This window comes from Phenylobacterium sp., assembly GCF_030646615.1.
GTDB lineage: Bacteria > Pseudomonadota > Alphaproteobacteria > Caulobacterales > Caulobacteraceae > Phenylobacterium.
The window spans coordinates 1-22,890 of the sequence record NZ_JAUSLG010000075.1 but is presented as its reverse complement, the minus strand read 5'-3'; the positions used below and the strand labels follow the sequence as shown (position 1 = coordinate 22,890).

The following is a 22,890-nucleotide window of genomic DNA, read 5'->3' as shown; positions in this document are numbered from 1 at the left end:
CCTTCAAAATTCGCGTGTCTTGCCCTTTGAACGCAAACTTAGGGGTTCAGGTCGCAATTGTAAGCCGGTCATTCGGCGGCGATCGGCCGGGATCCGACATCAAGCAGGGCGGCAAGCAGGTTTTCCGCCAGCCAGGCCACCACCGGGACCGCCACCCCGTCGCCGGTCACATGCAGGGCACCATGGGCCGAGGCGGGCAGGGCATAGGTTTCCGGCAGCCCCATCAGCCGGGCCGATTCCCGCGGCGACACCAGACGAGAGCGCAGGCCGCCCCCGTCGGCGATCAGCAGCATCTGGCGGGAGGAGCCGCCGGTGGGCGTGCGCAGGCACCCGGCCAGGCCATCCAGCCTCACCTCGGCCCGCTGCACCCGAACGCCGTTCTCGGTGCGGATGCGCCGATAGGCGGCGCCGACCGCGCGGCCCTTGGCGGCCCGCTCGGCGTCAAACCGCCGCCGATGCAGGGGCGACATCTGGTCCAGGAGCAGTTGCGTCTGGGCCGCCGTGCGCCAGGCCACCGCCCCGTCGTCCTCCAGCAGGCTGGAAAGCTCGGTGTTGCGGGCCGGCGGCGCGGGCAGCCTCCACCAGACCCATCGGGCCGCCAGTTCGGCGGGCAGACGGCCTTGCGCCTCGACCAGGGCGCGGCTGTGGAAGGGGCTCTCGCCGACCAGCGACGGGGGCGGCGCAGCCTTGGTGGCCACAACGAAGATCCGTGGCCGCGACTGGGGCACGAAGCGGGCGGCGTCGATCTCCAGGGCGCCGAAATGATAGCCCTCGTCGGTGAGCGCCTGGCAGAGCGCCTGGAAGTCGGCGCCCCCGTGGGAGGTCAAGAGGCCGACCACATTTTCGATGACGATGGTCCTGGGCGCGCGGCCCTCGGCGTTCAGGTCCTGGACCAGCTTCCAGAAGCCGAAGAAGGCCGAGGAGCGTCCGCCAGCCAGACCCGCCCGGGCGCCGGCCAGGCTGAAGTCCTGGCAGGGGGAGGAGGCCCAGGCGAGGTCGGCCTGACCCGGAAGGTCTGCGGCCGAGAGCTTCCAGACGTCGCCCTCATGGAAGTGGGCCTCGGCGTCGGGGAAGTTGGCCCGATAGGCGCGGGCCTTGACCGGATCGAAGTCGTTGGCGAAGGCGCAGTCCCAGGCCTCGCCCAGGCCGAGCCTGGCCATGCCGCCGCCGGCGAAGAACTCATAGAAGGTGGGCCGGGGATTTCGACTCATGACGGGCATGAGTCTAGCCTGTCCCGGCCCAACGGGAAGGACCCATGCCATGCGCGCCATTGTCCCCAGCCGACGCCGCCCCGATCGCCCCTTGATCTGGCTGGCCGCGCCCGCCCTGATCCTGGGGCTGGCCGCCTGCGAACCTCGGACGCCGGGGGGCGCCGCCGCGCCGCCGCCGGCCGATGCGCAGGGCGCCCCGGCCGACCCGCTGGCGGCCTTCACGGGTGAGATTCGCGCCGTGGGGACCGAGCCCTTCTGGGGTCTGCGGATCACCGAGACCGAGATCACCCTGGAGCGAATGGACCACCCTTCGTCCAAGGGCCCCAATCCCGGGCCAAGCCTGGACGGCGAACGGGCCATCTGGCGCACGCCGACGCCCGACGGCGACGACCTGATGGTGACGCTCTGGGAGGAGGCCTGTTCGGATGGGATGTCGGACCTGACCTATGTCTATCAGGCCCGGGTCCAGGTGGGCGACGAGACCCTTTCGGGCTGTGCGGCCAAGGCCGACGCCATGCCCCGGGAGGGCGGCTGAGGCGCAGGACTCAGCCGCGCCGGGTCAGATCCGTCAGTTCAGATCCAGGGTGGCGACCTGCGAAGCCGGCGTCGGCTCGCGATCGGTCTGCCCGGGCGTGGGCAGGGCGAAGCCGATGATGGCTGCGCCGATGGCGATCACGAGGAAGAGGACTCTCAAGGCCAAGTTGGTAAGCTCCAAATAGACTGCGGCGGCTTCCGCCCCGTCATGGGCAAGGCAAACGGCGCAGCGCGCGGACCCGTTCCCGTCCGGGCGAGGCTTGCCCCGGCTCCGGTGTCGAGGGAGCATCGACCGCCCATGCCGGATGGACTTCGCCCGTGACCCAGATCAGCCTGAAATTCGACTTCGCCAATGGCGAGCGCCTGGGGCCGGGCAAGGTGGATCTGCTGGAGCAGGTGCGCGCGCACGGCTCCATCGCCGCGGCCGGGCGGGCCATGGGCATGAGCTATCGGCGGGCCTGGCTGCTGATCGATCGGCTCAACCACATGTTCGTCGAGCCGGTGGTGGTGACCCAGATGGGCGGCCGTGGCGGCGGGGCCGCCACCCTGACCCCGTTCGGCGAGACCATCGTGCGCCGCTATCGCGCCCTGCAGGCCAAGACCGCCGCGGCGGCCGCCGAGGACCTGGCCGCCCTCGAGGCCGTGCTGCGGACTCCGGACGACTGACCCCTCAGCGGGGCGTGAGGTCGAGAAGATCAGCCACCAGATCGCTGGCGGGCCGGGTCATCACCTCATCGGGCGTCCCGGTCTGCAGCACCTTGCCCTCATGCAGCACGCTCATCTGGTCGGCCAGGGCGCGGGCCTCGTCCAGGTCGTGGGTGACCAGCAGGATGGGGATCGGCAGGGTCCTGCGCAGGGTCACGAGATCCTGCTGCAGCCGCCGGCGGGTGCGCCGGTCCACCGCGGCGAAGGGCTCGTCCAGCAGCAGGACATCGGGGGCCCGCGCCAGGGCGCGGGCCAGGGCCACCCGCTGCTGCTCGCCGCCGGACAGGTCGGCCGGGCGCCGATGGGCCTTATCCTCCAGGCCGACCTGGGCCAGCAGGGCCAGCGCCCGGGCGGCGCGTTCGGCGCGAGGCTGGGTCGCCAGGCTGGTCTCCACATTGGCCTGGGCGCTCATGTGCGGGAACAGGGCATAGGCCTGGAAGACCAGGCCCACCCGCCGCGCCTGGGGGGCGAGCCAGGTCCCGGCCGCGGCGTCGAACCAGACCGATGGGCCAGACGTGATCTGGCCCTCCCGCGGCCGATAGAGGCCGGCGATGGCCTTGAGCAGGGTGGTCTTGCCGGCCCCGGAGGGTCCGACGATGGCGTGGAGTTCGCCCGGCCGACAGGCGAGCTCGACGGCCAGCGGAATCGGCCCGGCCTGGGCCAGGCGCACGCGCAGGCCGGGTCCTGAGGTGTCGGGGATCTCAGCCACGGAGGCGCACCGCCCGGGCGCCGACCCCATAGACCACGGCGATGGCCAGGAAGGCCGAGAGCAGCAGGAAGGCCGACATGATCCCGGCGGCTGCCGTGTCGAAGGCCTGCACCCGGTCATAGATGCTGATGGCGATGGTGCGGGTCTCGCCGGGGATCGCGCCACCCACCATCAGCACCACGCCGAACTCGCCCAATGTGTGGGTGAAGGTCAGCACCAGGGCGCTGAGCAGGCCCGGCCAGGCCAGGGGCAGCTCCACCTTGCGGAAGGTGGCGAGGGTCGACAGCCCGCCGACCCAGGCGGCGTGGCGCAGATCCTGGCCCACGCCCTCGAAGGCCCGCTGCAGGGGCTGGATGGCGAAGGGCAGGTTGAACACCACCGAGGCGATCAGCAGGCCCGAAAAGCTGAACACCAGGGTCTCGCCGGTCAGGGCCTGCCAGGCCTGGCCGATCGGGCTGGCGACGCCGAGCGCGATCAGCAGGTAGTAGCCGAGCACGGTGGGGGGCAGGACCAGGGGCAGGGTGATGGCCGCCTCCACCCAGCGCTTGCCGCGGAATGTATGGAAGGCCAGCAGCCGCCCGAGGATCACGCCGATGGGGAGCAGGACCAGGGTCGTGGCCGAGGCCAGCTTCAGCGACAGGACAAGGGCTGGCCAGTCCATCAGGGCGCCACGGCCTGCGGCAGGACAAAGCCGTGGCGCGCCAGGATTTCACGGGCGGCGGAGCTTTGAAGGAAGTCGTAGAAGGCCCGGGCCGGGGCGCTGGCGCCTTTCAGCAGCGCCATCTGCTGGTCCAGGGGTTGGTGAAAGGCCTCCGGGATCAGGGCGAAGGCCCCTCGGCGGGCGAATTCCGGGGCCAGGGCCAGCGAATAGGCGATCAGCCCCCCCTGGGCCGAGCCGCTGGCGGCGAACTGGGCGGCCTGGGCGGCGTTCTCGCCGAGCACCAGCCGGGGTTGGGCGAGGTCCCAGAGGCCGGCATGGATCAGGGCCTCGCGGGCGGCGCGGCCATAGGGGGCGTGATCGGGATTGGCGATAGCCAACCGGCTCACGCGGCCATCGGACAGGGCGGCGGCCAGATCGGCCAGCTGTGGATCGACCGTCAGGGCCGAGCCGTGGGGCGCGAACAGGACGATGCGCCCGCGGGCATAGGGCTGGCCCTCGCCCTCGGTCAGGTCGCCCTCGGCCAGGCGCCGCACATAGGCCCGGTCGGCCGACATGAAGATCTCGAACGGCGCGCCCTGCTCGATCTGGCTGGTGAAGGCGCCGGACGAGCCGAACACCAGCCGCAGGGGGCCCCCGCCCTGGGCTTCGAACGCCTGGGCGACCTGGGGCAGGGCGAACTGCAGGTCGGCGGCTGCCGCCACCGACGGTCCGGCGCGGGTCTGGCCCGGGGCGCAGGCCGTCACGGCGCTGGCCCCGACCGCGGCGGCGAGGCCGCGCAGCAGCTCCAGTCGTGTGACGCCGTGGGGCAAGGCCGGGCTCCATCCGCAATATCCCGCGAGATATAGCGCAGCCGCAGGGCCTGTCACGAGTCCACAGCGCGCTTGACGCAAGGGCCGCCTCAGGGCGCTAATTGGTCCAAGGGCCGGCGATCAAGACCGGCCCACGCCAGGGAGGCGGCGAATTTGGAACGGGCATATGACCTCGTCGTGCGCGGCGGGACCCTGGCTGACGGCACGGGCGCGGCCACCTACGAGGCCGATGTGGCGATCAGGGACGGGCGGATCGCCGCCGTCGGCGACATCCGCGGCCACGGCGCCGAGGAGATCGACGCCAAGGGGCTTCTCGTCACCCCGGGCTTTGTCGACATCCACACCCATTATGACGGCCAGGCCACCTGGGACACGCACATGCAGCCGTCCTCCTGGCACGGGGTGACGAGCGTCGTCATGGGCAATTGCGGAGTCGGCTTCGCCCCCTGCCGGCCAGAGGACCACGACCGGCTGATCCGGCTGATGGAGGGGGTGGAGGACATTCCCTTTCCCGTCCTGACAAAGGGCCTGGCCTGGAACTGGGAGAGCTTCCCCGACTATCTGGACGCCCTGTCGCGGCGGGCCTTCGATGTGGACATCGCCGCCCAGCTGCCCCATGCGGCCCTGCGGGTCTTCGTCATGGGCGAGCGCGGCGCCAACCGCGAGCCGGCCACGGCCGCCGACATCGCCGCCATGGCGACCCTGGCGCAGCAGGCGGTGGCCGCCGGGGCGCTCGGCTTCTCCACCTCGCGTACGCTCAATCACCGCACCAGCGACGGCCAGCCGACGCCGACCCTGACGGCGGGCGAGGACGAACTGACCGGCATCGCCATGGGTCTGGCCCGGGCCGGCAAGGGCGTGCTGCAGGTGGTGTCGGACTTCGCCGATCCCGAGGCCGAGTTCGCCATGCTGCGGCGGATCGTCGAGGTCTCGGGCCGGCCGCTCTCCTTCTCGCTGACCCAAGCCCCCAAGGCGCCCCAGGCCTGGCGCCTGCTGCTGGACGCGCTCACCGAGGCCACCGAGGCGGGCCTGCCCATGAAGGCCCAGGTCTGCGGCCGGCCGGTGGGGATCCTGTTCGGCTTCGAGTTGACGCTGAATCCCTTCTCCCATCACCCGACCTACCGGGCCATGGCGCACCTGCCTTTGCCTGAGCGGGTCGCCCGGCTGCGCGATCCCATGGTGCGTGAGGCCCTGCTGGCCGAGGCCACCACCGCCGAGCAGGGCTTTGCGGCGTCGACGCCCCGCAACTGGGCCAACATGTACCTGATGGGCGAGATCCCGGACTATGAGCCGGGCCCCCGCCAGACCATAGCGGCCCTGGCCCGGGCGCGCGGGGTGACGCCCGAGGTGGTGGCCCTGGACCACCTGTTGTCCGACGACGGGCGGGGCATGCTCTACCTGCCCTTCCTCAACTATGCCGAGGGGTCGCTGGCGCCCAGCTACGAGATGCTGGGCCATCCCGACGCGGTGCCGGGCCTGTCGGACGGCGGCGCCCATGTGGGCATGATCTGCGACGGCTCGTTTCCCACCTCCAACCTCACCCACTGGACCCGGGACCGGACCCGCGGGCCGCGGTTCGAGCTGGAGGCCATGGTGCGGATGCAGACCCGCGACACCGCCCGGGCCGTCGGCCTCTATGACCGCGGCGTCATCGCCCCGGGCTACCGGGCCGACCTCAATATCATCGACTATGCCAACCTGACGCTGGAGGCGCCCAAGGTCGCCTATGACCTGCCGGCCGGCGGTCGCCGCCTGATCCAGCGGGCGCGGGGCTATGTGGCCACCCTGGTGGCGGGCCAGGTCACCCAGCGGGACGGCGAGCCCACCGGCGCCCTGCCGGGCCGCCTGCTGCGAGGCGCCCAGCCTGGTCCCATGGCGATGGCCGCGGAATAGCGGTCAGTCGGACGGGGCTGAGGACGAACTCAGTTTTCCCTTCAACCCGGCCGCCGATACAGCCCATAAGGCGGCCATGACCGCTTCGCTCGCCGAGGCGCGGGAGGTCCTGCGCCGCACCTTCGGACACACAGATTTCCGGGGCCTTCAGGGCGAGGTGATCACAGAGGCCCTGGCCGGGCGCAGCGCGCTCGCCGTCCTGCCCACCGGCGGCGGCAAGAGCCTCTGCTACCAGATTCCCAGCATGCTGCGGCCGGGCCTCGGCCTGGTGGTTTCCCCGCTGATCGCGCTGATGACCGACCAGGTCGCCGCCCTGCAGCAGTCGGGGGTGGCGGCCGCGCGCCTGGATTCGGCCATCGAGCCGGCCGAACGGGCCGAGACCTGGCGCCGCGTGGAGGCCGGCGAGCTCGACCTGCTCTATGTGTCGCCCGAAGGCCTGATGGCCCCGCACATGATGGAGCGGCTGCGGCGCACGCCGCTGGCCCTAATCGCCATCGACGAGGCCCACTGCGTCAGCCAGTGGGGCCACGACTTCCGCCCCGACTATCGCACGCTCGGCCGGCTGGCCGACCTGTTCCCCGACGTGCCGCGCCTGGCGGTGACCGCCACGGCCGACGCCCGGACCCGCGACGACATCCGCGCCGAGCTGCGCCTGGAAGACGCGCTGGAATTCGTCGCCAGCTTCGCAAGGCCCGAGCTCGCCCTGTTCGCCGAGCGCAAGTCCGGCCCGGCCCAGAAGCGGGTGCTGGAGCTGGTGGCCGAGCGGCGAGGCAGGTCAGGCGTGGTCTATGCCGGCTCCCGCGACGGGACCGAGCGGCTGGCCGAGGCCCTGCGCCAGGCGGGCGTCGACGCCCAGGCCTATCATGCAGGCCTGGACAAGCATGTGCGCGCCAACCGGCTGGAGGCGTTTCTCGAGGCCGAGGATGCGGTGATGGTGGCGACCATCGCCTTTGGCATGGGGGTGGACAAGCCCGACGTCCGCTTCGTCATCCACGCCGATCCGCCGGGCTCCATCGAGGCCTATTGGCAGGAGATCGGTCGGGCCGGCCGCGACGGGGACCCGGCCGAGGGCATCACCCTCTATGGCGCCTCAGACCTCGCCTGGGCCCTGCGGCGGATCGACAGCCGGGAGATGGATGACAGCGTCAAGCAGGTGCAGGTGCGCAAGGTTCGCCAGCTCTACGCCATGCTGGAGGGCGCTGCGTGCCGGGCCGCCGCCGTCCGCCGCTATTTCGGCGAGGAAGGCGTGGAGCCCTGCGGCCAGTGCGACGTCTGTCTGTCCCCGCCGGAAACCGAGGACGCCACCGAGGCCGCCCAGAAGGCGCTCTCGGCCGTCCATCGGATGGGCGGGCGCTTCGGTCGCGGCCGGCTGGTGGACCACCTGCTGGGCAAGACCAAGGACCCGTCCGACTTCGAGGCCGGCCTCACCACCTTCGGCATTGGCCAGGACCGCAGCGCGATCGCCTGGCGCGACCTGGTGGACCAGCTGCTGTTCGAGGGCCTGCTGCGGGAAGACCCCAATGACAACCGCCCGCTGATCGGCCTGGGCGACGCCGAAGGGGTCCGCGCCGTCTATCGCGGCGAGCGGCGGGTCGCGGTGCGCAAGGCCGCGCCGGGCGCCGAGCGCAAGGCCCCGGGCCGCCGCCGGTCCAGCGCCAGCGACCTGGCCCTGCCGCCCGCCGACCAGGGCCTGTTCGAAGCCCTGCGCGCCTGGCGCCGCGAGGAGGCCGCCCGCCAGCACGTGCCCCCCTATGTCATCTTCCACGACCGGACGCTCGCCGAGATCGCCCAGGCGAGGCCCGCCGCCCAGCGGGCGCTCGGCGCCATCTCCGGCGTCGGCGAAGGCAAACTCGCCCGCTACGGCGAGGCCGTGCTGGCGGTGGTGCGGGGGTTTGAGGGGTGAGGTCCAACATCGATAGGATCAGGCGAAGGGGGGATGCGGACTTCAGTGTCCCCGACGTGATTCGACTGCAATCATGCCGGTTGTTGTGTTATATTGCATCCATAACGGTAGTTCTGAGTGAAAACCGTGAGAACACGTGTGCTGACACTTGCCTCTTCCACTCGGAAGATCCTGGGCGCGCTCTGCCTCTCGCTCTGTGCTCTGTCGGTCGCGGCTGAAGCTGCTGACAATACGAAGCCCGCAAGTCGATCCACCCTGGGACTCAACGCCCTAGAGGCCGGCGAATTGCTCCTCCGCGACGTGTGCCTACCGGCCATCCTTGAGCAAAAATCGATAGGCAAGCTCGCCATCAGCGTCGGCGGGCTATCGGTGGCTGCAAACTTGTATGGCGCAGGCCGGGACGATAAGGCCTACCGGCTTGGTCCAATCACCACCGCGGTCTACGTCATCGACTGGGCCGACGGTTCGTGCACCACTCGGGTCAACCGCGGAGACGCTGAGATGCTTCGAGGCATGGCCGAACGCACCATCCTCGCCCGCCCCGAGGCTTTCGTCCGCGGGAGCCACAGGCTGGAAGACAGCGGGCGCGTGATGCGCACGGTCTACTGCGCGCAGAGCGGCCCGGAACGATTAGTCGCCAGCATCACGACGCCGGGTCCGGTAACGCGGCGCGGCACGCCGGCGTTGTCGTCGACAGTCTACCGAGCGCAGGGAGCAAGCGCTCTATGCGCCGCGACATCGGCCGATCAGTCGTCAACCGACTAGCAGTCGGAGAAGACCCTCAGGACGTCTCTAAAGGATCGGGAGCGGAAGCTGCCTTCTTCGCCGAGTTCGGACACTGCCGGGCCATCCAGCGACTAATGGCCGTGCGTGGCAGCAAGCGCCTCACTCCGGATCGGGATACATCACGTGCGGCTCGGGCAGGGGCTCCAGGGCCAGCGCTTCCACAATCCGCCGCGCCGCCGCGTCCGGCGCAAGGGCCTCGGTGTCGATGACCAGGTCGGCGGGGATGGGCGGGTAGGCCGCACCGCCGCCGGCGATGAACTTCTGCAGCACCTCGCGGGCATGGATCTTCTTGGACGCCTTGCGGTCGGGGTTCTCGACCCGCTGCATCTGCGCCTCGGGCGAGACCTGGAGCTCGACGAAGACGACTTCGCCGCCGTGGCCTTCGACGGCGGCGCGGGTTTCGGCGATGAAGCTGTCGGGCACCGTGCGTTCCGGGGCGAAGGTGAAGATCAGGGGCCGGTCCTGGCGGGCGGCTTCTTCGAACATCGACAGCCAATAGAGGCTGCGAAGCCGAATGCAGGGCGCGCTGCCGAACGGGAAGACCGCGGTCACCGCGTCCAGGGCCAGGTGGTTGTGGAACAGGGGATAGTTGGTCAGGGCCGCCAAGGCCTTGGCCACCGTCAGCTTGCCGCAGGCCGCTGGGCCGAAGAGGAAGATCAGCTTCATGAGCGCCTCGTCTAGTCGCCTGAGCGCAGCCTAACCAAAAACGACGACGGCCGGGGCGGTTTCCCGTTCCGGCCGCGCCTCACGTCAAGTTCGCAGGATCAGAAGTTGGCGCGGACGCCGATCTTCCCGGTCCAGGAATACTCTTCGTACTGCAGCAGGCGCTTGCCGTTCGGGCCGTTCTGGTAGGCGACGTAGGGCTCGTCGCCCAGGTTCACCAGTTCGGCGACGATCTGGAAGTTGGACGAGACCCGGTACTTGGCTGAGATGTCGTACTGCAGGTGGTCTTCCACATAGCGGTCGGTCTCGGCGTCGCCGCCCAGCTCGTCCAGGTACTTGTCGCGATAGGCCGCCGCCAGGCGCAGGCTGACCGGGCCTTTCTCATAGCCGAGCGTCGCATTGTAGGTGTGCTTGGCCGAGGCGGGCAGGGGGATGGTGCGGCCCAGAACCTCTCCTTCCGCGTCCGTATAGGTGTAGTTGAAGCCCACCAGCAGGCCGTCGAACAGACCCGGCAGGAAGCGCAGGGCCTGCTGATAGTTGAACTCCGCCCCGGTGACCGTGGCCTCTTCGCCGTTGATCGGGATCACCGCCTCGTCATAGGCCACGCCCAGGAAGGACCCGTCCTCGAACTCGGCGTTGACGATGAAGCCCTTGATCGTCTTGTGGAAGACGCCGGCCGACAGCACGGCCTCAGGGGCGAAATACCATTCGGCCGACAGGTCGAGGTTCCAGGCCTTGTAGGGGTCGAGGTCCGGATTGCCGAACTCGCCTTCCCGCTCGCCGGCGTCGTCCTGGCCAATGATGAAGCGCGGGGCGATCTGGCCGATGCCGGGGCGCACCACGCTGCGGAAGGCGCCGGCGCGGACCACGAAGTCGCTGGTGGCGTCCCAGCGCAGGGTGGCTGAGGGCAGCCAGTCGGTATATTCGCGGCTGAAGCTGCGGGGCGTCACGAAGACAGTGTCCTCGGTCAGGACCACGCCGTTATACGTGCCGCCTTCCTCAACCTCTTCCACCAGATTGCCGCGCATCTCGTTCTGGGTGCGCTCGACGCGAACCCCGCCCACCAGGCGCACCGGGCCGCTGCGATAGCGGGCCAGCAGGTAGCCGGCGTCGATATCCTCATCCACGCCGAAGTCGGCGATGGCCGATTCCAGGGCGGAGTCGAAGTCATTCTGCTCGAAGCCGCCCTGCTGGCTGGTCCAGAAGCCGCGGACGCCGCCCTTGCCTGGGACCGGATCGATGATCGCCAGCTTGTAGTCCTGCGGCCCCAGGAAATCGGCCAGGGTCAGGTCGCTGGAAAAGCCGTCATAGACGTCGAGCTGCAGGTCATAGGTCTTTTCCCGGCGGCGGCTCTTGGCGCCCGCCTGAATCTCCAGCTCGCCTGAGTCGAGCACGAAGGCGCGGGCGATGTCGAACTTCAGCGTCACCTCCTCGTCCTCGGCCAGGCTCAGCGCCGTGCGCTCCAGCTTGTCGAATTCGTATTCCGAGGGGTCGAGGAAGTCGCCCAGGCCCTGGGTGATGGCATAGCCGGGCTTGGTCATGTCGCTGTAGTCGAAGGTCACGCCCAGCTCGCCGGCGCCGTCGAAGTCGCGGCTGAACTCGACGGGGTCGATGGAGCCCGATTCCTTTTCCCGCGCCTTCGACCAGGAGGCCGAATAGTCGAAGGTCCAGGGGCCGGTGAGCGTCTTGCCGCCCACGGTGTAGGAGGCGATGGACTGGGCCTCGAAGCGGTCCTTCAAATCGCGGACGACCTTGATCTCGCCGTCGGCGGAGTCGAATTCCGCCGTGGTCGCCGAGCCGCCGCTGGGGTCGCCGTCCATCTCGAAGATCAGCCGGCGGCGATATTCCTGGTCCTCGAACTGGCTGTAGAGGCCCCGGGCATAGAGGTCGGTGGTGTCGGTCAGACGGAAATCGACCGAGAGCGAGGCGCCCTTGCGGGTGCGGTTCACGTCATAGTCGCGGTATTCCAGGGTCTTGGCCGAGACCACGCCGCCGGACTCGTCCCAGTCGTCGGCCTCGATATTGTCGGTGGCGAACTGGCGCTCATAGAAGGACAGGCCGCCGGCGATCCCCAGCCGATCGCCGAAGGTGCGCGAGAAGTCAGCCGCCACCTTGGGCGACCACTTGCCGGTGAGGTCGTTGTAGGAGCCCTCGGCGGTGAAGCCGAGGAAGGGCTTGAGGCGGTCCAGCGCGCTGGTGGTGGTGATCTCGATGGAGGCGCCGATGGTGTCGCCGTCCATGTCCGGGGTCAGGGTCTTCTTGATCTCGATGGATTCCACCAGCTCGGCGGGCACCACGTCCAGGGCGACCGATCGGATATCCGACTCCGGCGCCGGCACGCGGGCGCCGTTGATCGAGGCGGCGTTGAGGTTGGGGTCGAGGCCGCGGACGGCGATGAAGCGGCCCTCGCCCTGGTCGTTCAGCACATTGACGCCCGGGGCGCGGCGAACCGCCTCGGCGACGTTCTGGTCGGGGAACTGGCCCACGGCGTCGCGGGTCAGGACGCTTTCGACGCCCTCGGCCTGGCGCTGGCGGGCGAGGGAGGAGTTGAGGTTGCCCCGCTGGCCCACCACCAGCAGCTCGGCCACCGAGCCGTCGGCGGGGCTCATGACGATCTGCGCCTGGGCGCCGGGCTCGGCCACCTGGACCCGGGTGGTGGCGGTCTCGCCGCCCGAATAGGTGGTGCGAAGGGTGTAGGTTCCGGCGGGCAGGTCGGTGAAGCGGAAGCCGCCGTCGGCGCCGGTCTTGGCCGAACGGTTCAGCTCGACAATGGTCACCAGGGCGCTCTGCAGGGTCCGCGCGCCGGAGGCGTCGCTGACCGTGCCGCTGAGCACCGCAGCCGAGGCCTGGCTCGCCGCCGCCAGGGCCAGGGCCGAAATCCCCGCCATCCACAGACGACGCCCGAACTTGTCGCGCATGGTTCACCCCTTCGTTGACGCTTTGCGTCGGTTGTCGGGGGCTTTGGCCTAGAAGCGTGACACTGGCGGCAAGGCAGGGTGACGAATCGATGACGGCCCAGGGATGAGCCTGGGCCGTCGGGTCGATGTTCCGGTCGTGGACGCGGGAGAGTCCCGCGTCCAGCGAGGTCAGAAGCGGTAGGCGGCGGTGAACCGCACCGAGTGGATGTTGAACTCGTCACTGGTGCGCTGGAAGTCCGTGCCCGCACCGTTCACCGAGGTGAAGGGGCCGCCGGCCGGGCCGCCGCTGGCGCGCACGGCGTAGTTGTCGTCGTCCAGGCGGGTGTAGAGGTACTCCAGGCCAAGGCTCACATCATTGGTGATCTTGTGCTCGACGCCGCCGCCCAGCTGCCAGCCATGGGCCTTGTCGTCGTCCTCGGAGACGTCGGTGAAGGTGTTGGCCCCATTGGTGGTGGAGAAGCTGTGCTGGATGTCGCCCATGGCGTAGCCGCCGGTGACATAGGGCAGGGTGTTGCCGACCGCATAGCCCACGCGGGCGCGGGCGGCCAGCAGGCCGTCGAGCTCACGGGCCATGGTGTAGGAGGCCGGCGTGGCGGAGAAGGCGGTGATGCTGTCCTTCACATCGGTGCGGACGGCTTCGCCCAGGACGCCGACGACGATATTGCCGAACTGCCAGTCATAGCCGGCGCGGACGCCGAATTCCGGGCCGCCTTCATCGCCGCCGCAGCCGCTGGCGCGCGTCGGGTTGTAGGTGCGGCCGTCGCAGAAGCCGGCGGCGAAGGCGTCGGCGCCCGAGCCGGTGCGCACGGTGTCGCCATAGGTCCCGTCGAGATTGGTGTCGAAGACGATGGATTCGTCGTCGTTCTCAGCCTGCCAGCCATAACCGGCGACGCCGCCGATATAGCCGCCGGACCAATCGCTGGCCGTCTGGGCCTGGGCGGCCGACGCCGCGGTCAGGGCGCCGATAGCCGCGGCGGCGCAAAGCATAGTCTTCATACTGGTAATCCTTGTCGTACTGCGAGAGCCCCCTCAGGCCTCGGATAGCAGCAACGCGCTCCGGGGCCCGGCGGATGCTCCGAAACCCGGCAGAGCTTCCGATGGCGGACGATGTGTTGCCCTTGGGTCACAGTGGTGTGTGCGGGCAGGAGGGCGGCCCCGCCCCGTCGCCAAACCTTGGCTTGACCGCCCCCAGGGCCTTAGCCTCTGCTCTCGGCAGACAATAGGGGGAGGGGACCATGAAGCCCTGGATCAGCCTGATGGCCGCAGCCTGCGGCCTGTTCGCCACCACCGTCCTGGCCGCGCCGGCCACGCTACGGGTGGAGTCCGGGACCCTGGCCGGCGAGGCCACTGACCGGGCGCGGATCTTCCGCAACATCCCCTATGCCGCGCCGCCGGTGGGGCCCTTGCGCTGGGCGCCGCCCCAGGCGCCACAGGCCTGGACGGGATCGCGACCGGCGGTGGCGGCCGGCCCCTCCTGTCCCCAGCCCATGCGCGAGGACGGCGCCCCCAACGCCGGGGGCGCCAATGGGCCGATGAGCGAGGACTGCCTGCAGCTCAACGTCTTCGCGCCCTTGGCCAAGCCGGGCGCCAAGCCCGCCCCGGTCATGGTCTGGATCCATGGCGGCTCGCACCGCACGGGCGCCGGCTGGGTCTATGACGGCCAGAACTTCGCCCGCGACGGGGTGGTGCTGGTGGCCATCAACTATCGCCTGGGGCCGCTGGGCTATTTCGCCCATCCCGCCCTGACCAGGGCGGCCCCAAGCATGAAGGGGGGCGCCAAGGCGGCCCTGGGCTCCTATGGGCTGATGGACCAGGTCGCGGCGCTCCAATGGGTCCAGCGCAATATCGCCGCCTTCGGGGGCGACCCCAACAACGTGACGGTGTTCGGGGAGTCGGCCGGGGGCATGAGCACGCTGGCCCTGCTGGCCACGCCCCAGGCCAAGGGCCTGTTCCACAAGGCCATCGTCCAGTCCGGCGGCGGCTGGTTCGAGCCTGACAGCCTGAAGGCGCGGGAACAGGCCGGGGTCGCGGCGGCCGAGAAGCTCGGCCTGTCGGCCAAGGCCACGGTCGCCCAGCTGCGCGCCGTGCCGGCCGAGACCCTGATCGAGACGGTGGACGGCGAGTTCGGGCCCTTCCCGGATGGCCGGCTGCTGCCGCGCACCGCCAGTCAGGCCTTCGCCGCCGGGGCTGAGATCGACGTGCCGATGATCATCGGCTGGAACAATGGCGAGGACAGCCTGCTGGGCGGACCTGGCGGCGGGGCGCGGTTCGCCGCCGCCCTGCCGCCCATGGCGCAGGCCTTCTATGAGGAGGCCGCCGCCGAAGGCGACGAGGCCCTGGGCCGGGCGGTCTTCACCGACCGGGTGTTCGGGGCGCCGGCCCGCTGGATCGCCGGCCAGGCCGCCGATGGGGCGCCGGTCTTCCTCTATCACTTCTCCTATGTGGGCGACCGCTATCGCCAGGTCCTGGACCGCGCCCATCATGCGGCCGAGATCCAGTACGTGTTCGAATACTGGGGCCGGCGGACTCCCGACAGCGTGGTCAGCGACGAGGACCGCGCCATGGCCAGGCTCATGCACGGCTGCTGGGTCGCCTTCGCCCGCTCAGGCGCGCCGGCCTGCGAGGACCAGGCCTGGCCGGCCTATGACGCAGCGTCGGACCAGCTCCTGGAGTTCGGGGCGGAGACCGGGGTGCGCCAGGGCTTCGCCAAGCGCCAGCTGGACGCCGTCGAGCTGTTCGCCCTGCCAACGCTCGCCCTGCGGGCGCAGTAGGCGACAGGCGCCCTGGGCGCCGCAGGCGCTGTAGAAGGCGACCACAAAGGGCACGAAGCTCACCAAGGGCGGCGTGGCCGCTTCGTGGTCTTTGTGTCCTTCGTGGTGGATTTTCTTCGCGCTCCGCGCGGCCATCTCAGCCCTCCGAACGAATCACCGGCCAAGGCGTTGAGCTGACTTAAGGAAATGCCCGGAGAACCACCCCATGGCCGCCCGTCCCACCTGGCAGGGCTATCTGCGCCTGTCCCTCGTGAGCTGCCCCGTGGCCCTCTACACCGCCACCAGCCGGGCCGGCGATGTCAGCTTCAACATGCTGCACAAGGACACCCACAACCGTATCCGCATGATCCCCACCGACCCCGACAGCGGGCCGGTGGACCGGGCCGACATCGTCAAGGGCTATGAGATCGAGAAGGGGCGCTATGTCGTCCTGACCCAGGACGAGATCAACAACGTCAAGCTGGAGACCACCCGCAGCCTGGACATCGAGCGGTTCGTCGACGAGGCCGATATCGACCGGCTCTACTGGAACGCCCCCTACTTCCTGGTGCCGGACGGGGACATGGCGGTGGAGGCCTATACGGTGATCCGCTCGGCCATGGAGGCCTCGGGCAAGGTGGCGTTGGGGCGGTTGGCCATGCACCAGCGCGAGCGGGTCATGGCCCTGGAGCCCCGAGGCCTGGGCATATTGGCCTATACCCTGCGCTCGACCGATGAGGTGCGCAGCGCCGATGAGGCCTTCGAGGACATTCCCGACGTCAAGCCCGACAAGAAGATGGTCGAGATCGCCACCAAGATCATCGAGCAGCAGGAGGGCGACTTCGAGCCGGCCATGTTCGCCGATCGCTACGAAGAGGCCCTGCGGGCGCTGATCGCCGAAAAGGAAGAGGGCCACACCATCGAGGCCCCCGAGCCGCCCAAGGATCTGGAGGTCAGCGACCTGATGGAGCAGCTCAAGCGCAGCCTGGGCGATACCGGCGGCGCCCGGCGCAAACCGGCGAGCCGCGCCAGCGCCACGGCAGGGCGCGGGGCGGCCAGCTCAAAGCGGAAGAAGAGCGCTTAAGCGGAGCGCCTAGTCCTTGGCGCGTTCCACATAGGAGCCGTCCTCGGTGAGGACGACGATGCGGGTGCCCACAGTGATGTAGGGGGGGATCATCACCCGCAGGCCCGCATCGGTCATGGCCGGCTTGTAGGAGGACGAGGCCGTCTGACCCTTCATGGCCGGCTCGGTCTCGGTGATCTCGACGGTCACCCGCGAGGGCAGGGAGATGGCGATGGGCACGCCCTCATGGGTCGAGAGCTGCACGGCCATGCCGTCCTGCAGATAGACCTTGGCCTCGCCGATCACGTCTTCCGGGGCGACGAGCTGGTCGAAGTTTTCCGGGTTCATGAAGTGATAGCCCTCACCGTCCTGGTACAGGAAGGTGTGCTCCCGCTCCTCGACGAAGGCCCGCTCCACCTGCTCGGTGGTGCGGTAGCGTTCCGACACCTTCACCCCGTCGGAGATGCGGCGCATGTTCAGCTGGGTCACGGGCGTGCCCTTGCCGGGGTGGATGTTCTCGACGGTCAGGACCACGTAGAGCTTGCCGTCCACATCGACGACATTACCCTTGCGGAGCGAGCTGGCGGCGACCTTCACGTGATGTCTTCCTCGAACCTGGGGCGGGCCGGCGCGGGCCCGTTGATCTCAAAAACCTATAGAGGTCCCGCGCACCTATAGGATCGCAGGCGTTTTCGCCAGCTTTGGCGCTGATTTTCCATTCCTGGCCGGACAGCTTCATGTCGCAGACGACCCCCTGGTGGGACAAGGACGCCCACCGCGACCGCCGTCCCTTCCTCACCGCCCGCGGCGACATCACCAGGGCGGTGCGCCGCTGGTTCGAGGATCAGGGCTTCACCGAGGTGGAGGCCGCCGCCCTGCAGGTCTCGCCCGGCAATGAGGCCCACCTGCACGCCTTTTCCACGCAGGCCATCGGCCCCGATGGGCGGCGCGCGGCGATGCACCTGCACACCTCGCCGGAGTTTGCGGCCAAGAAGCTGCTGGCGGCCGGGGAGACGAAGATCTTCGACCTGGCCCGGGTGTGGCGCAACCGCGAGCGCGGGCCACTGCACCACCCGGAATTCACCCTGCTGGAATGGTACCGGACGGACGCCCCCTACGAGACCCTGATGGAGGACTGCGCCCGCCTGCTGGCGCTCGCAGCCCAGACCCTGGACGCCAGGACGCTCACCTGGCGGGGCGCCGGCGCCGACCCCTTCGCCGAGCCGGAGAAGGTGAGCGTGGCGGAGGCCTATGCGCGGTTCGCGCGGATAGACCTGCTGGCCACGGTGGGCGACGACGGGAGCACCGACCGCGCCGCCCTGGCGACCGCCGCGCATGAGGCCGGCGTCCGGGTGGCGGCCGACGACACCTGGGCCGACATCTTCAGTCGCATCATGGTCGAGAAGGTGGAGCCGAACCTCGGCTTCGGCCGGCCGACCATCCTGTGTGAATATCCCACGGTCGAGGCCGCGCTGGCCCGGCCCAAGGCCGCCGATCCCCGGGTGGCCGAGCGGTTCGAGCTCTATGCCTGCGGGGTGGAGCTGGCCAACGCCTTTGGCGAGCTCACCGACCCGGCCGAGCAGCGCCGCCGCTTCGAAGCCGAGATGGACGAAAAGGCCCGGGTCTATGGGGAGCGCTATCCGCTGGACGAGGACTTCCTGGCCGCGCTGGCCCACATGCCGGCCGCCAGCGGCGCGGCGCTCGGCTTTGACCGCCTGGTCATGCTGGCGTCCGGCGCCCAGCGGATCGAACAGGTGATCTGGACCCCAGTGGCGCAGGTCTGACAGGGGCCGCATTGCAGGGACGTCCCATGTCGGCCATATGCCGCCGATGACGAGCCCGGCGCCCAAGACCCTGCGCACGCCCTCGGCCCTGGCCGGGGCCGGGCTGATCGCGGCCGACGAGATCGCCCCCCTGGAGGCCGTGGCCGCCCGCTACGCCGTGGCGATCACGCCCTATCTCGCCCAGCAGATCGCGGCGGGCGGGCCGGGGCTGGCGCGCCAGTACCTGCCTGATCCCGCCGAGCTGGACGCCACGGCCGATGAGCGCGCCGACCCCATCGGCGATCACGCCCACATGCCGGTCAAGGGGATCGTCCACCGCTATGGCGACCGGGCGCTTCTGAAGATCACCCATGTCTGCGCGGTCTATTGCCGGTTCTGCTTCCGCCGCGAGATGGTGGGGCCGGGCGGCGAGGGCGCACTGACGCCGGCCGAACTGGCCGCGGCATTGGCCTATGTGGCCGACCACAAGGAGATCTGGGAGGTCATCGTCACCGGCGGCGACCCCCTGGTGCTCTCGCCGCGCCGGCTTTCGGAGCTGATGGCGGGGCTTTCCGCCATCGACCATGTGAAGGTGGTCCGGTTCCACACCCGCCTGCCGGTGGTCGATCCGGCCGCCGTGACCGACGAGCTGGTCGCCGCGCTCAGGGCGCCCGGCAAGGCGGTCTATGTGGCCCTGCACGCCAACCATCCTGACGAACTCACGCCGCAGGCCCGGGCCGCCTGCGCCAAGATGATCGATGCGGGGATCGCCATGGTCAGCCAGAGCGTGCTGCTGCGGGGGATCAATGACGATGTGGCCGTCCTGGGCGCCCTGATGCGGGCCTTTGTCGAGACCCGCATCAAGCCCTACTACCTGCACCAAGGGGATCTCGCGCCGGGCACCAGCCATCTGCGGGTGCCGATCAGCGAAGGCCAGGCCCTGATGCGCGCGCTTCGCGGCGACTATTCCGGCCTCTGCCAGCCGACCTATGTGCTCGACATCCCCGGCGGCCACGGCAAGTCGCCCATCGGCCCGGCCTATGTGGAAGGCTGCGACGGCGCCTACGAGGTGGAGGACCCGCAAGGGACCCGCCATCCCTATCCCCCGAAGGGCTGAGCCCTAGAGGATGTAGCGCGACAGGTCGGTGTCGCCGGTCAGTTCGCCCAGGCGCTGGCGGACATAGTCGGCGTCGATGGTCAGGGTCTCGCCGTCCTTGTCGGCGGCGGTGAAGCTGATCTCCTCCAGCACCTTTTCCATCACCGTCTGCAGGCGCCGGGCGCCGATATTTTCCAGCGAGCCGTTCACCGCCACGGCGGAGTCGGCGAGCGCGTCGATGGCCTCCTCGGTGAAGGTCAGCGTCACCCCTTCGGTGGCCAGGAGCGCCTGGTTCTGGCGGATCAGATTGGCCTCGGGTTCGGTGAGGATGCGGCGCATGTCGTCCCGGGTCAGGGCCTTCAGCTCCACCCGGATCGGAAGCCGGCCCTGCAGCTCGGGCAGCAGGTCCGAGGGCTTGGCCACATGGAAGGCGCCCGAGGCGATGAACAGGATGTGGTCGGTCTTCACCGGCCCGTACTTGGTGGCGACGGTGGTCCCCTCGATGAGCGGCAGCAGGTCGCGCTGCACCCCTTCGCGGGAAACGTCTGCGCCGGCCCGGTCGGAACGGCTGGCCACCTTGTCGATCTCGTCGAGGAAGACGATGCCCTCGTTCTCGGCCAGCTCCAGGGCCTCCTGGGTCAGGGCCTCCTGGTCCAGCAGCTTGTCGCTCTCCTCGGCGATCAGCGGCGCCCAGGCGCCGACCACCGTGGTCTTATGGGTCTTGGTGCGGCCCTGGCCGAAGGCCTTGCCCATGATGTCGGAGATGTTCATCACCCCCATGGAGGCGCCCGGCTGGCCCGGCACGTCGAACAGGGGCATGCCGCCGGAATCGGCCAGGGTCAGCTCGACCTCCTTGTCGTCCAGCTCGCCGGCCCGCAGCTTCTTGCGGAAGCTGTCGCGGGCGGCGGTGGAGCCGGGGCCAGTCAGCGCATCCAGCAGCCGCTCCTCAGCGGCCGCCTCGGCCCGGGCGCGGACGGCGCCGCGGCGCTTGTCGCGGACCATGGCGATGGCGCTCTCCACCAGGTCCCGGACGATCTGGTCCACGTCGCGGCCGACATAGCCGACCTCGGTGAACTTGGTGGCCTCGACCTTCAGGAACGGCGCATTGGCCAGCTTGGCCAGGCGCCGCGCGATCTCGGTCTTGCCGACCCCGGTGGGGCCGATCATCAGGATGTTCTTGGGCGTCACCTCGTCGCGCAGGGCGTCGGGCACCCGACGGCGGCGCCAGCGGTTGCGCAGGGCTACAGCCACGGCCTTCTTGGCGTCCTTCTGGCCGACGATGAAGCGGTCGAGTTCGGAAACGATCTCGCGGGGGGAGAAGTCTGTCATGGGTTCACTAGGTTTGAGCCCGATCAGCGCCCTACAGGCGCTCCACCGTCAGCTCGCCATTGGTGTAGACGCAGATGCGCGCGGCGATGCCCATGGCCTTGCGGGCCACCTCTTCGGCCGAGAGGCCTGAGTCCATCAGGGCCATGGCCGCAGCCAGGGCATAGTTGCCGCCCGAGCCGATGGCCGCCACGCCGCTTTCCGGCTCCAGCACGTCGCCGACGCCGGTGACCGTGTAGATGGCGGACCTGTCGGCCACCAGCAGCATGGCCTCCAGCTTGCGCAGGTAGCGGTCGGTGCGCCAGTCCTTGGCCAGGTCCACGCAGGCCCGGGCCAGGTGCTCAGGATACTGTTCGAGCTTGGTCTCGAGCCGCTCGATCAGGGTGAAGGCGTCGGCCGTGGCGCCGGCGAACCCGGCCAGGACCCGGCCGCCGGCCAGGGTGCGGACCTTGCGGGCGTTGCCCTTGACCACGGTCTGGCCCATGGACACCTGACCATCGCCGGCGATCACCGTCTGGCCGTCCTTGCGAACCGCCAGGATGGTCGTGCCGTGCCAGTCGGGGAAGTTGGAAGAAGTCTGCGACATCCGCCGGGATGTGGCGACCAGGGCAGGTGAGGTCAAGCGCCATGGAATTTTCCGACGCCGAGGTCGAACGCTACGCCCGCCATCTGGTGCTGCGGGAAGTGGGCGGGCCGGGCCAGCAGAAGTTGAAGGCCGCCCATGTGCTGATCATCGGCGCCGGCGGCCTGGGCGCGCCGGCCAGCCTCTATCTGGCCGCCGCCGGCGTGGGCCAGATCACGCTGGTTGATCCCGACGCGGCCGACCTCTCCAACCTGCAGCGCCAGGTGATCTATCGCCCCTCAGACTTAGGCGCGCCCAAGGTCGAGGCCGCCGCAGCCCAGCTTTCCGCCCTCAATCCCCATGTGCAGATCAACCCCGTCCGCCTCGCCGTCGACAGCGCCAACGCCGGGGACTTGGTGGCCGGCGCCGACCTGGTGCTGGACGGCACAGACGACTTCGCCACCCGCTTTGCGGTCAACGCGGCCTGCGTGGCGCACGGCAAGCCCCTGGTCTCCGGCGCCATCGGTCGCTGGACCGGCCAGGTCGGCGTGTTCAAAGGCCAGCCCTGCTACCGCTGCCTCGTGTCTGACATCCCCCCCGACGCCGAGACCTGCGCCGCCGTCGGCGTCATCGGCGCCCTCGCCGGCGTCATCGGCTCGATGATGGCCCTGGAGGCGATCAAGGTGATCACCGGGGCCGGCGAAGCGTTGGAGGGGCGGTTGCTGATCTACGACGGCCTGGCGGCGGAGACGCGGACGGTGCGGATTGGGGCTGATCCGGGGTGTGCGGTGTGTGGGGCGGAGCGCGGCTGAGACTGGCCGGTGCCCTGAAAGCCCACACAGTAAATGTCTGATGAGGGCTCTGACCTTGGCCACGTCTGCTTCGCATACTGTTTCACTGAGGTGCGAAACGACCGCAGGCTCAGAAAATCCGCTCCTCCTAAGAGCGAAGCGTGACCTTCTGCGTAGCTTAGGAGAGTGAATGCACCGTCGCGTTCTGATCGTCCTGCTAGTGCGCTAAAGGCCGCCAAGAGAGTAGCGTGTTCGGCCGGCTCGTATCGGAAGTGGGATTTGATGCATCCTGTCTATCGTTATGCGAGACCGGCAAAGTCCTAGATCATCTCAGCGATGGGTGTGATTCTCGACCCGCTGCAGTCAGCGCTCGGATTGCGGCGCAGCAAGCATGCAATTATCAGATGAGCGGCAACCAGACGCACCCCTCCCCCTGCGACAAGTTCACCTAATAGGCAAAATGCTTAAAAGCATCACCCTCAAGTTCACTGAAAACGCTGATCTCACCCTCCCCGCGCGGGGAATCACGATCATCGTCGGGCCGAATAACTCCGGGAAGAGCCTAGTGCTTCGGGAGATCGAGTCCGCCTTTTCAATTCATCCTTTTCGTGAGCCTCCGGTGAGGGCCGCCTTGTCGGGATGAGGTGGATGGCGATGCTGTGCTCGTAAGGACGTCCTTCAGAGCGCTCGTAGCTGCACAGCATGGCCCATATCAGTTTGATCACCGGTCCGGAGCGCCGCCGCAGG

At 69.4% G+C, this 22,890-nt stretch carries 21 protein-coding genes; 10 read left to right on the top strand and 11 right to left on the bottom strand.

Translation table 11 applies throughout. The annotated features are described in order from the left end of the window. Nucleotides 1-68: 68 nt before the first annotated feature. Complete coding sequence (locus tag Q7S93_RS14120; protein ID WP_304714555.1) at nucleotides 69-1,211, bottom strand: DNA cytosine methyltransferase; 1,143 nt, start codon at nucleotides 1,209-1,211, stop codon at nucleotides 69-71. Between the two features lie 49 nt (nucleotides 1,212-1,260). On the opposite strand from Q7S93_RS14120, the gene Q7S93_RS14115 reads away from it, so the two are divergent. Then, complete coding sequence (locus Q7S93_RS14115; protein WP_304714554.1) at nucleotides 1,261-1,746, top strand: COG3650 family protein; 486 nt, start codon at nucleotides 1,261-1,263, stop codon at nucleotides 1,744-1,746. 33 nt (nucleotides 1,747-1,779) lie between these two features. Here Q7S93_RS14115 and Q7S93_RS14110 read toward each other — a convergent pair whose 3' ends face one another. Next, nucleotides 1,780-1,911 (bottom strand): hypothetical protein, encoded by a 132-nt coding sequence (locus tag Q7S93_RS14110; RefSeq protein ID WP_304714553.1) that lies wholly within the window; start codon nucleotides 1,909-1,911, stop codon nucleotides 1,780-1,782. 152 nt (nucleotides 1,912-2,063) lie between these two features. On the opposite strand from Q7S93_RS14110, the gene Q7S93_RS14105 reads away from it, so the two are divergent. After that, nucleotides 2,064-2,411 (top strand): winged helix-turn-helix domain-containing protein, encoded by a 348-nt coding sequence (locus tag Q7S93_RS14105; protein ID WP_304714552.1) that lies wholly within the window; start codon nucleotides 2,064-2,066, stop codon nucleotides 2,409-2,411. Nucleotides 2,412-2,415: 4 nt separating this feature from the next. On the opposite strand, the gene Q7S93_RS14100 is transcribed toward Q7S93_RS14105, so the two are convergent. The 3 genes from Q7S93_RS14100 to modA are packed head-to-tail and all read right to left on the bottom strand — an operon-like array spanning nucleotide 2,416 to nucleotide 4,629. Beyond that, nucleotides 2,416-3,159, bottom strand: a complete 744-nt coding sequence (locus Q7S93_RS14100) for an ABC transporter ATP-binding protein (RefSeq protein ID WP_304714551.1) — start codon at nucleotides 3,157-3,159, stop codon at nucleotides 2,416-2,418. Continuing rightward, a complete protein-coding gene (gene modB, locus Q7S93_RS14095) occupies nucleotides 3,152-3,820 on the bottom strand; it encodes a molybdate ABC transporter permease subunit (RefSeq protein WP_304714550.1) in 669 nt (222 codons plus the stop codon). Before modB ends, Q7S93_RS14100 begins: the two co-directional genes overlap by 8 nt. Then, entirely contained in the window at nucleotides 3,820-4,629 is an 810-nt protein-coding gene (gene modA / locus Q7S93_RS14090; protein ID WP_304714549.1) for a molybdate ABC transporter substrate-binding protein, read from the bottom strand. Before modA ends, modB begins: the two co-directional genes overlap by 1 nt. A gap of 153 nt (nucleotides 4,630-4,782) precedes the next feature. On the opposite strand from modA, the gene Q7S93_RS14085 reads away from it, so the two are divergent. From Q7S93_RS14085 to Q7S93_RS14075, 3 genes are all read left to right on the top strand, one after another. Then, on the top strand, nucleotides 4,783-6,522 hold the full coding sequence (locus tag Q7S93_RS14085; protein WP_304714548.1) for an N-acyl-D-amino-acid deacylase family protein: 1,740 nt from the start codon (nucleotides 4,783-4,785) through the stop codon (nucleotides 6,520-6,522). A 76-nt stretch (nucleotides 6,523-6,598) separates the two neighbouring features. Then, entirely contained in the window at nucleotides 6,599-8,425 is a 1,827-nt protein-coding gene (gene recQ / locus Q7S93_RS14080; RefSeq protein ID WP_304714547.1) for a DNA helicase RecQ, read from the top strand. Nucleotides 8,426-8,542: 117 nt separating this feature from the next. Next, the gene (locus Q7S93_RS14075; RefSeq protein WP_304714546.1) at nucleotides 8,543-9,190 is read left to right on the top strand and encodes a hypothetical protein; all 648 of its coding nucleotides are present in this window, start codon (nucleotides 8,543-8,545) and stop codon (nucleotides 9,188-9,190) included. 120 nt (nucleotides 9,191-9,310) lie between these two features. Here the strand turns inward: Q7S93_RS14075 and Q7S93_RS14070 are convergent, their stop codons facing one another. From Q7S93_RS14070 to Q7S93_RS14060, 3 genes are all read right to left on the bottom strand, one after another. After that, the gene (locus Q7S93_RS14070; protein ID WP_304714545.1) at nucleotides 9,311-9,877 is read right to left on the bottom strand and encodes a shikimate kinase; all 567 of its coding nucleotides are present in this window, start codon (nucleotides 9,875-9,877) and stop codon (nucleotides 9,311-9,313) included. A gap of 98 nt (nucleotides 9,878-9,975) precedes the next feature. Further along, entirely contained in the window at nucleotides 9,976-12,792 is a 2,817-nt protein-coding gene (locus tag Q7S93_RS14065) for a TonB-dependent receptor (RefSeq protein ID WP_304714544.1), read from the bottom strand. 168 nt (nucleotides 12,793-12,960) lie between these two features. Next, the gene (locus Q7S93_RS14060) at nucleotides 12,961-13,788 is read right to left on the bottom strand and encodes an outer membrane protein (RefSeq protein WP_304714543.1); all 828 of its coding nucleotides are present in this window, start codon (nucleotides 13,786-13,788) and stop codon (nucleotides 12,961-12,963) included. A gap of 239 nt (nucleotides 13,789-14,027) precedes the next feature. Between Q7S93_RS14060 and Q7S93_RS14055 the strand changes: the two genes are divergently transcribed. Both Q7S93_RS14055 and ku read left to right on the top strand, forming a co-directional pair. Continuing rightward, entirely contained in the window at nucleotides 14,028-15,563 is a 1,536-nt protein-coding gene (locus Q7S93_RS14055) for a carboxylesterase/lipase family protein (protein ID WP_304714541.1), read from the top strand. Between the two features lie 205 nt (nucleotides 15,564-15,768). Next, entirely contained in the window at nucleotides 15,769-16,626 is an 858-nt protein-coding gene (ku, locus tag Q7S93_RS14050) for a non-homologous end joining protein Ku (RefSeq protein WP_304714540.1), read from the top strand. Nucleotides 16,627-16,635: 9 nt separating this feature from the next. On the opposite strand, the gene efp is transcribed toward ku, so the two are convergent. Continuing rightward, entirely contained in the window at nucleotides 16,636-17,202 is a 567-nt protein-coding gene (gene efp, locus Q7S93_RS14045) for an elongation factor P (protein ID WP_304714539.1), read from the bottom strand. 140 nt (nucleotides 17,203-17,342) lie between these two features. Here efp and epmA point away from each other — a divergent pair, with 140 nt between their 5' ends. Further along, nucleotides 17,343-18,389, top strand: coding sequence for an EF-P lysine aminoacylase EpmA (epmA, locus tag Q7S93_RS14040; RefSeq protein WP_304714538.1), 1,047 nt, complete (start codon nucleotides 17,343-17,345; stop codon nucleotides 18,387-18,389). Nucleotides 18,390-18,435: 46 nt separating this feature from the next. Continuing rightward, nucleotides 18,436-19,485, top strand: a complete 1,050-nt coding sequence (locus Q7S93_RS14035) for a lysine-2,3-aminomutase-like protein (protein ID WP_304714584.1) — start codon at nucleotides 18,436-18,438, stop codon at nucleotides 19,483-19,485. Nucleotides 19,486-19,488: 3 nt separating this feature from the next. On the opposite strand, the gene hslU is transcribed toward Q7S93_RS14035, so the two are convergent. Then, on the bottom strand, nucleotides 19,489-20,793 hold the full coding sequence (gene hslU / locus Q7S93_RS14030; RefSeq protein WP_304714536.1) for an ATP-dependent protease ATPase subunit HslU: 1,305 nt from the start codon (nucleotides 20,791-20,793) through the stop codon (nucleotides 19,489-19,491). Nucleotides 20,794-20,824: 31 nt separating this feature from the next. Then, nucleotides 20,825-21,376, bottom strand: a complete 552-nt coding sequence (hslV, locus tag Q7S93_RS14025; RefSeq protein WP_304714535.1) for an ATP-dependent protease subunit HslV — start codon at nucleotides 21,374-21,376, stop codon at nucleotides 20,825-20,827. 41 nt (nucleotides 21,377-21,417) lie between these two features. Here hslV and Q7S93_RS14020 point away from each other — a divergent pair, with 41 nt between their 5' ends. Beyond that, the gene (locus Q7S93_RS14020; RefSeq protein WP_304714534.1) at nucleotides 21,418-22,164 is read left to right on the top strand and encodes a HesA/MoeB/ThiF family protein; all 747 of its coding nucleotides are present in this window, start codon (nucleotides 21,418-21,420) and stop codon (nucleotides 22,162-22,164) included. Nucleotides 22,165-22,890: the final 726 nt, after the last annotated feature.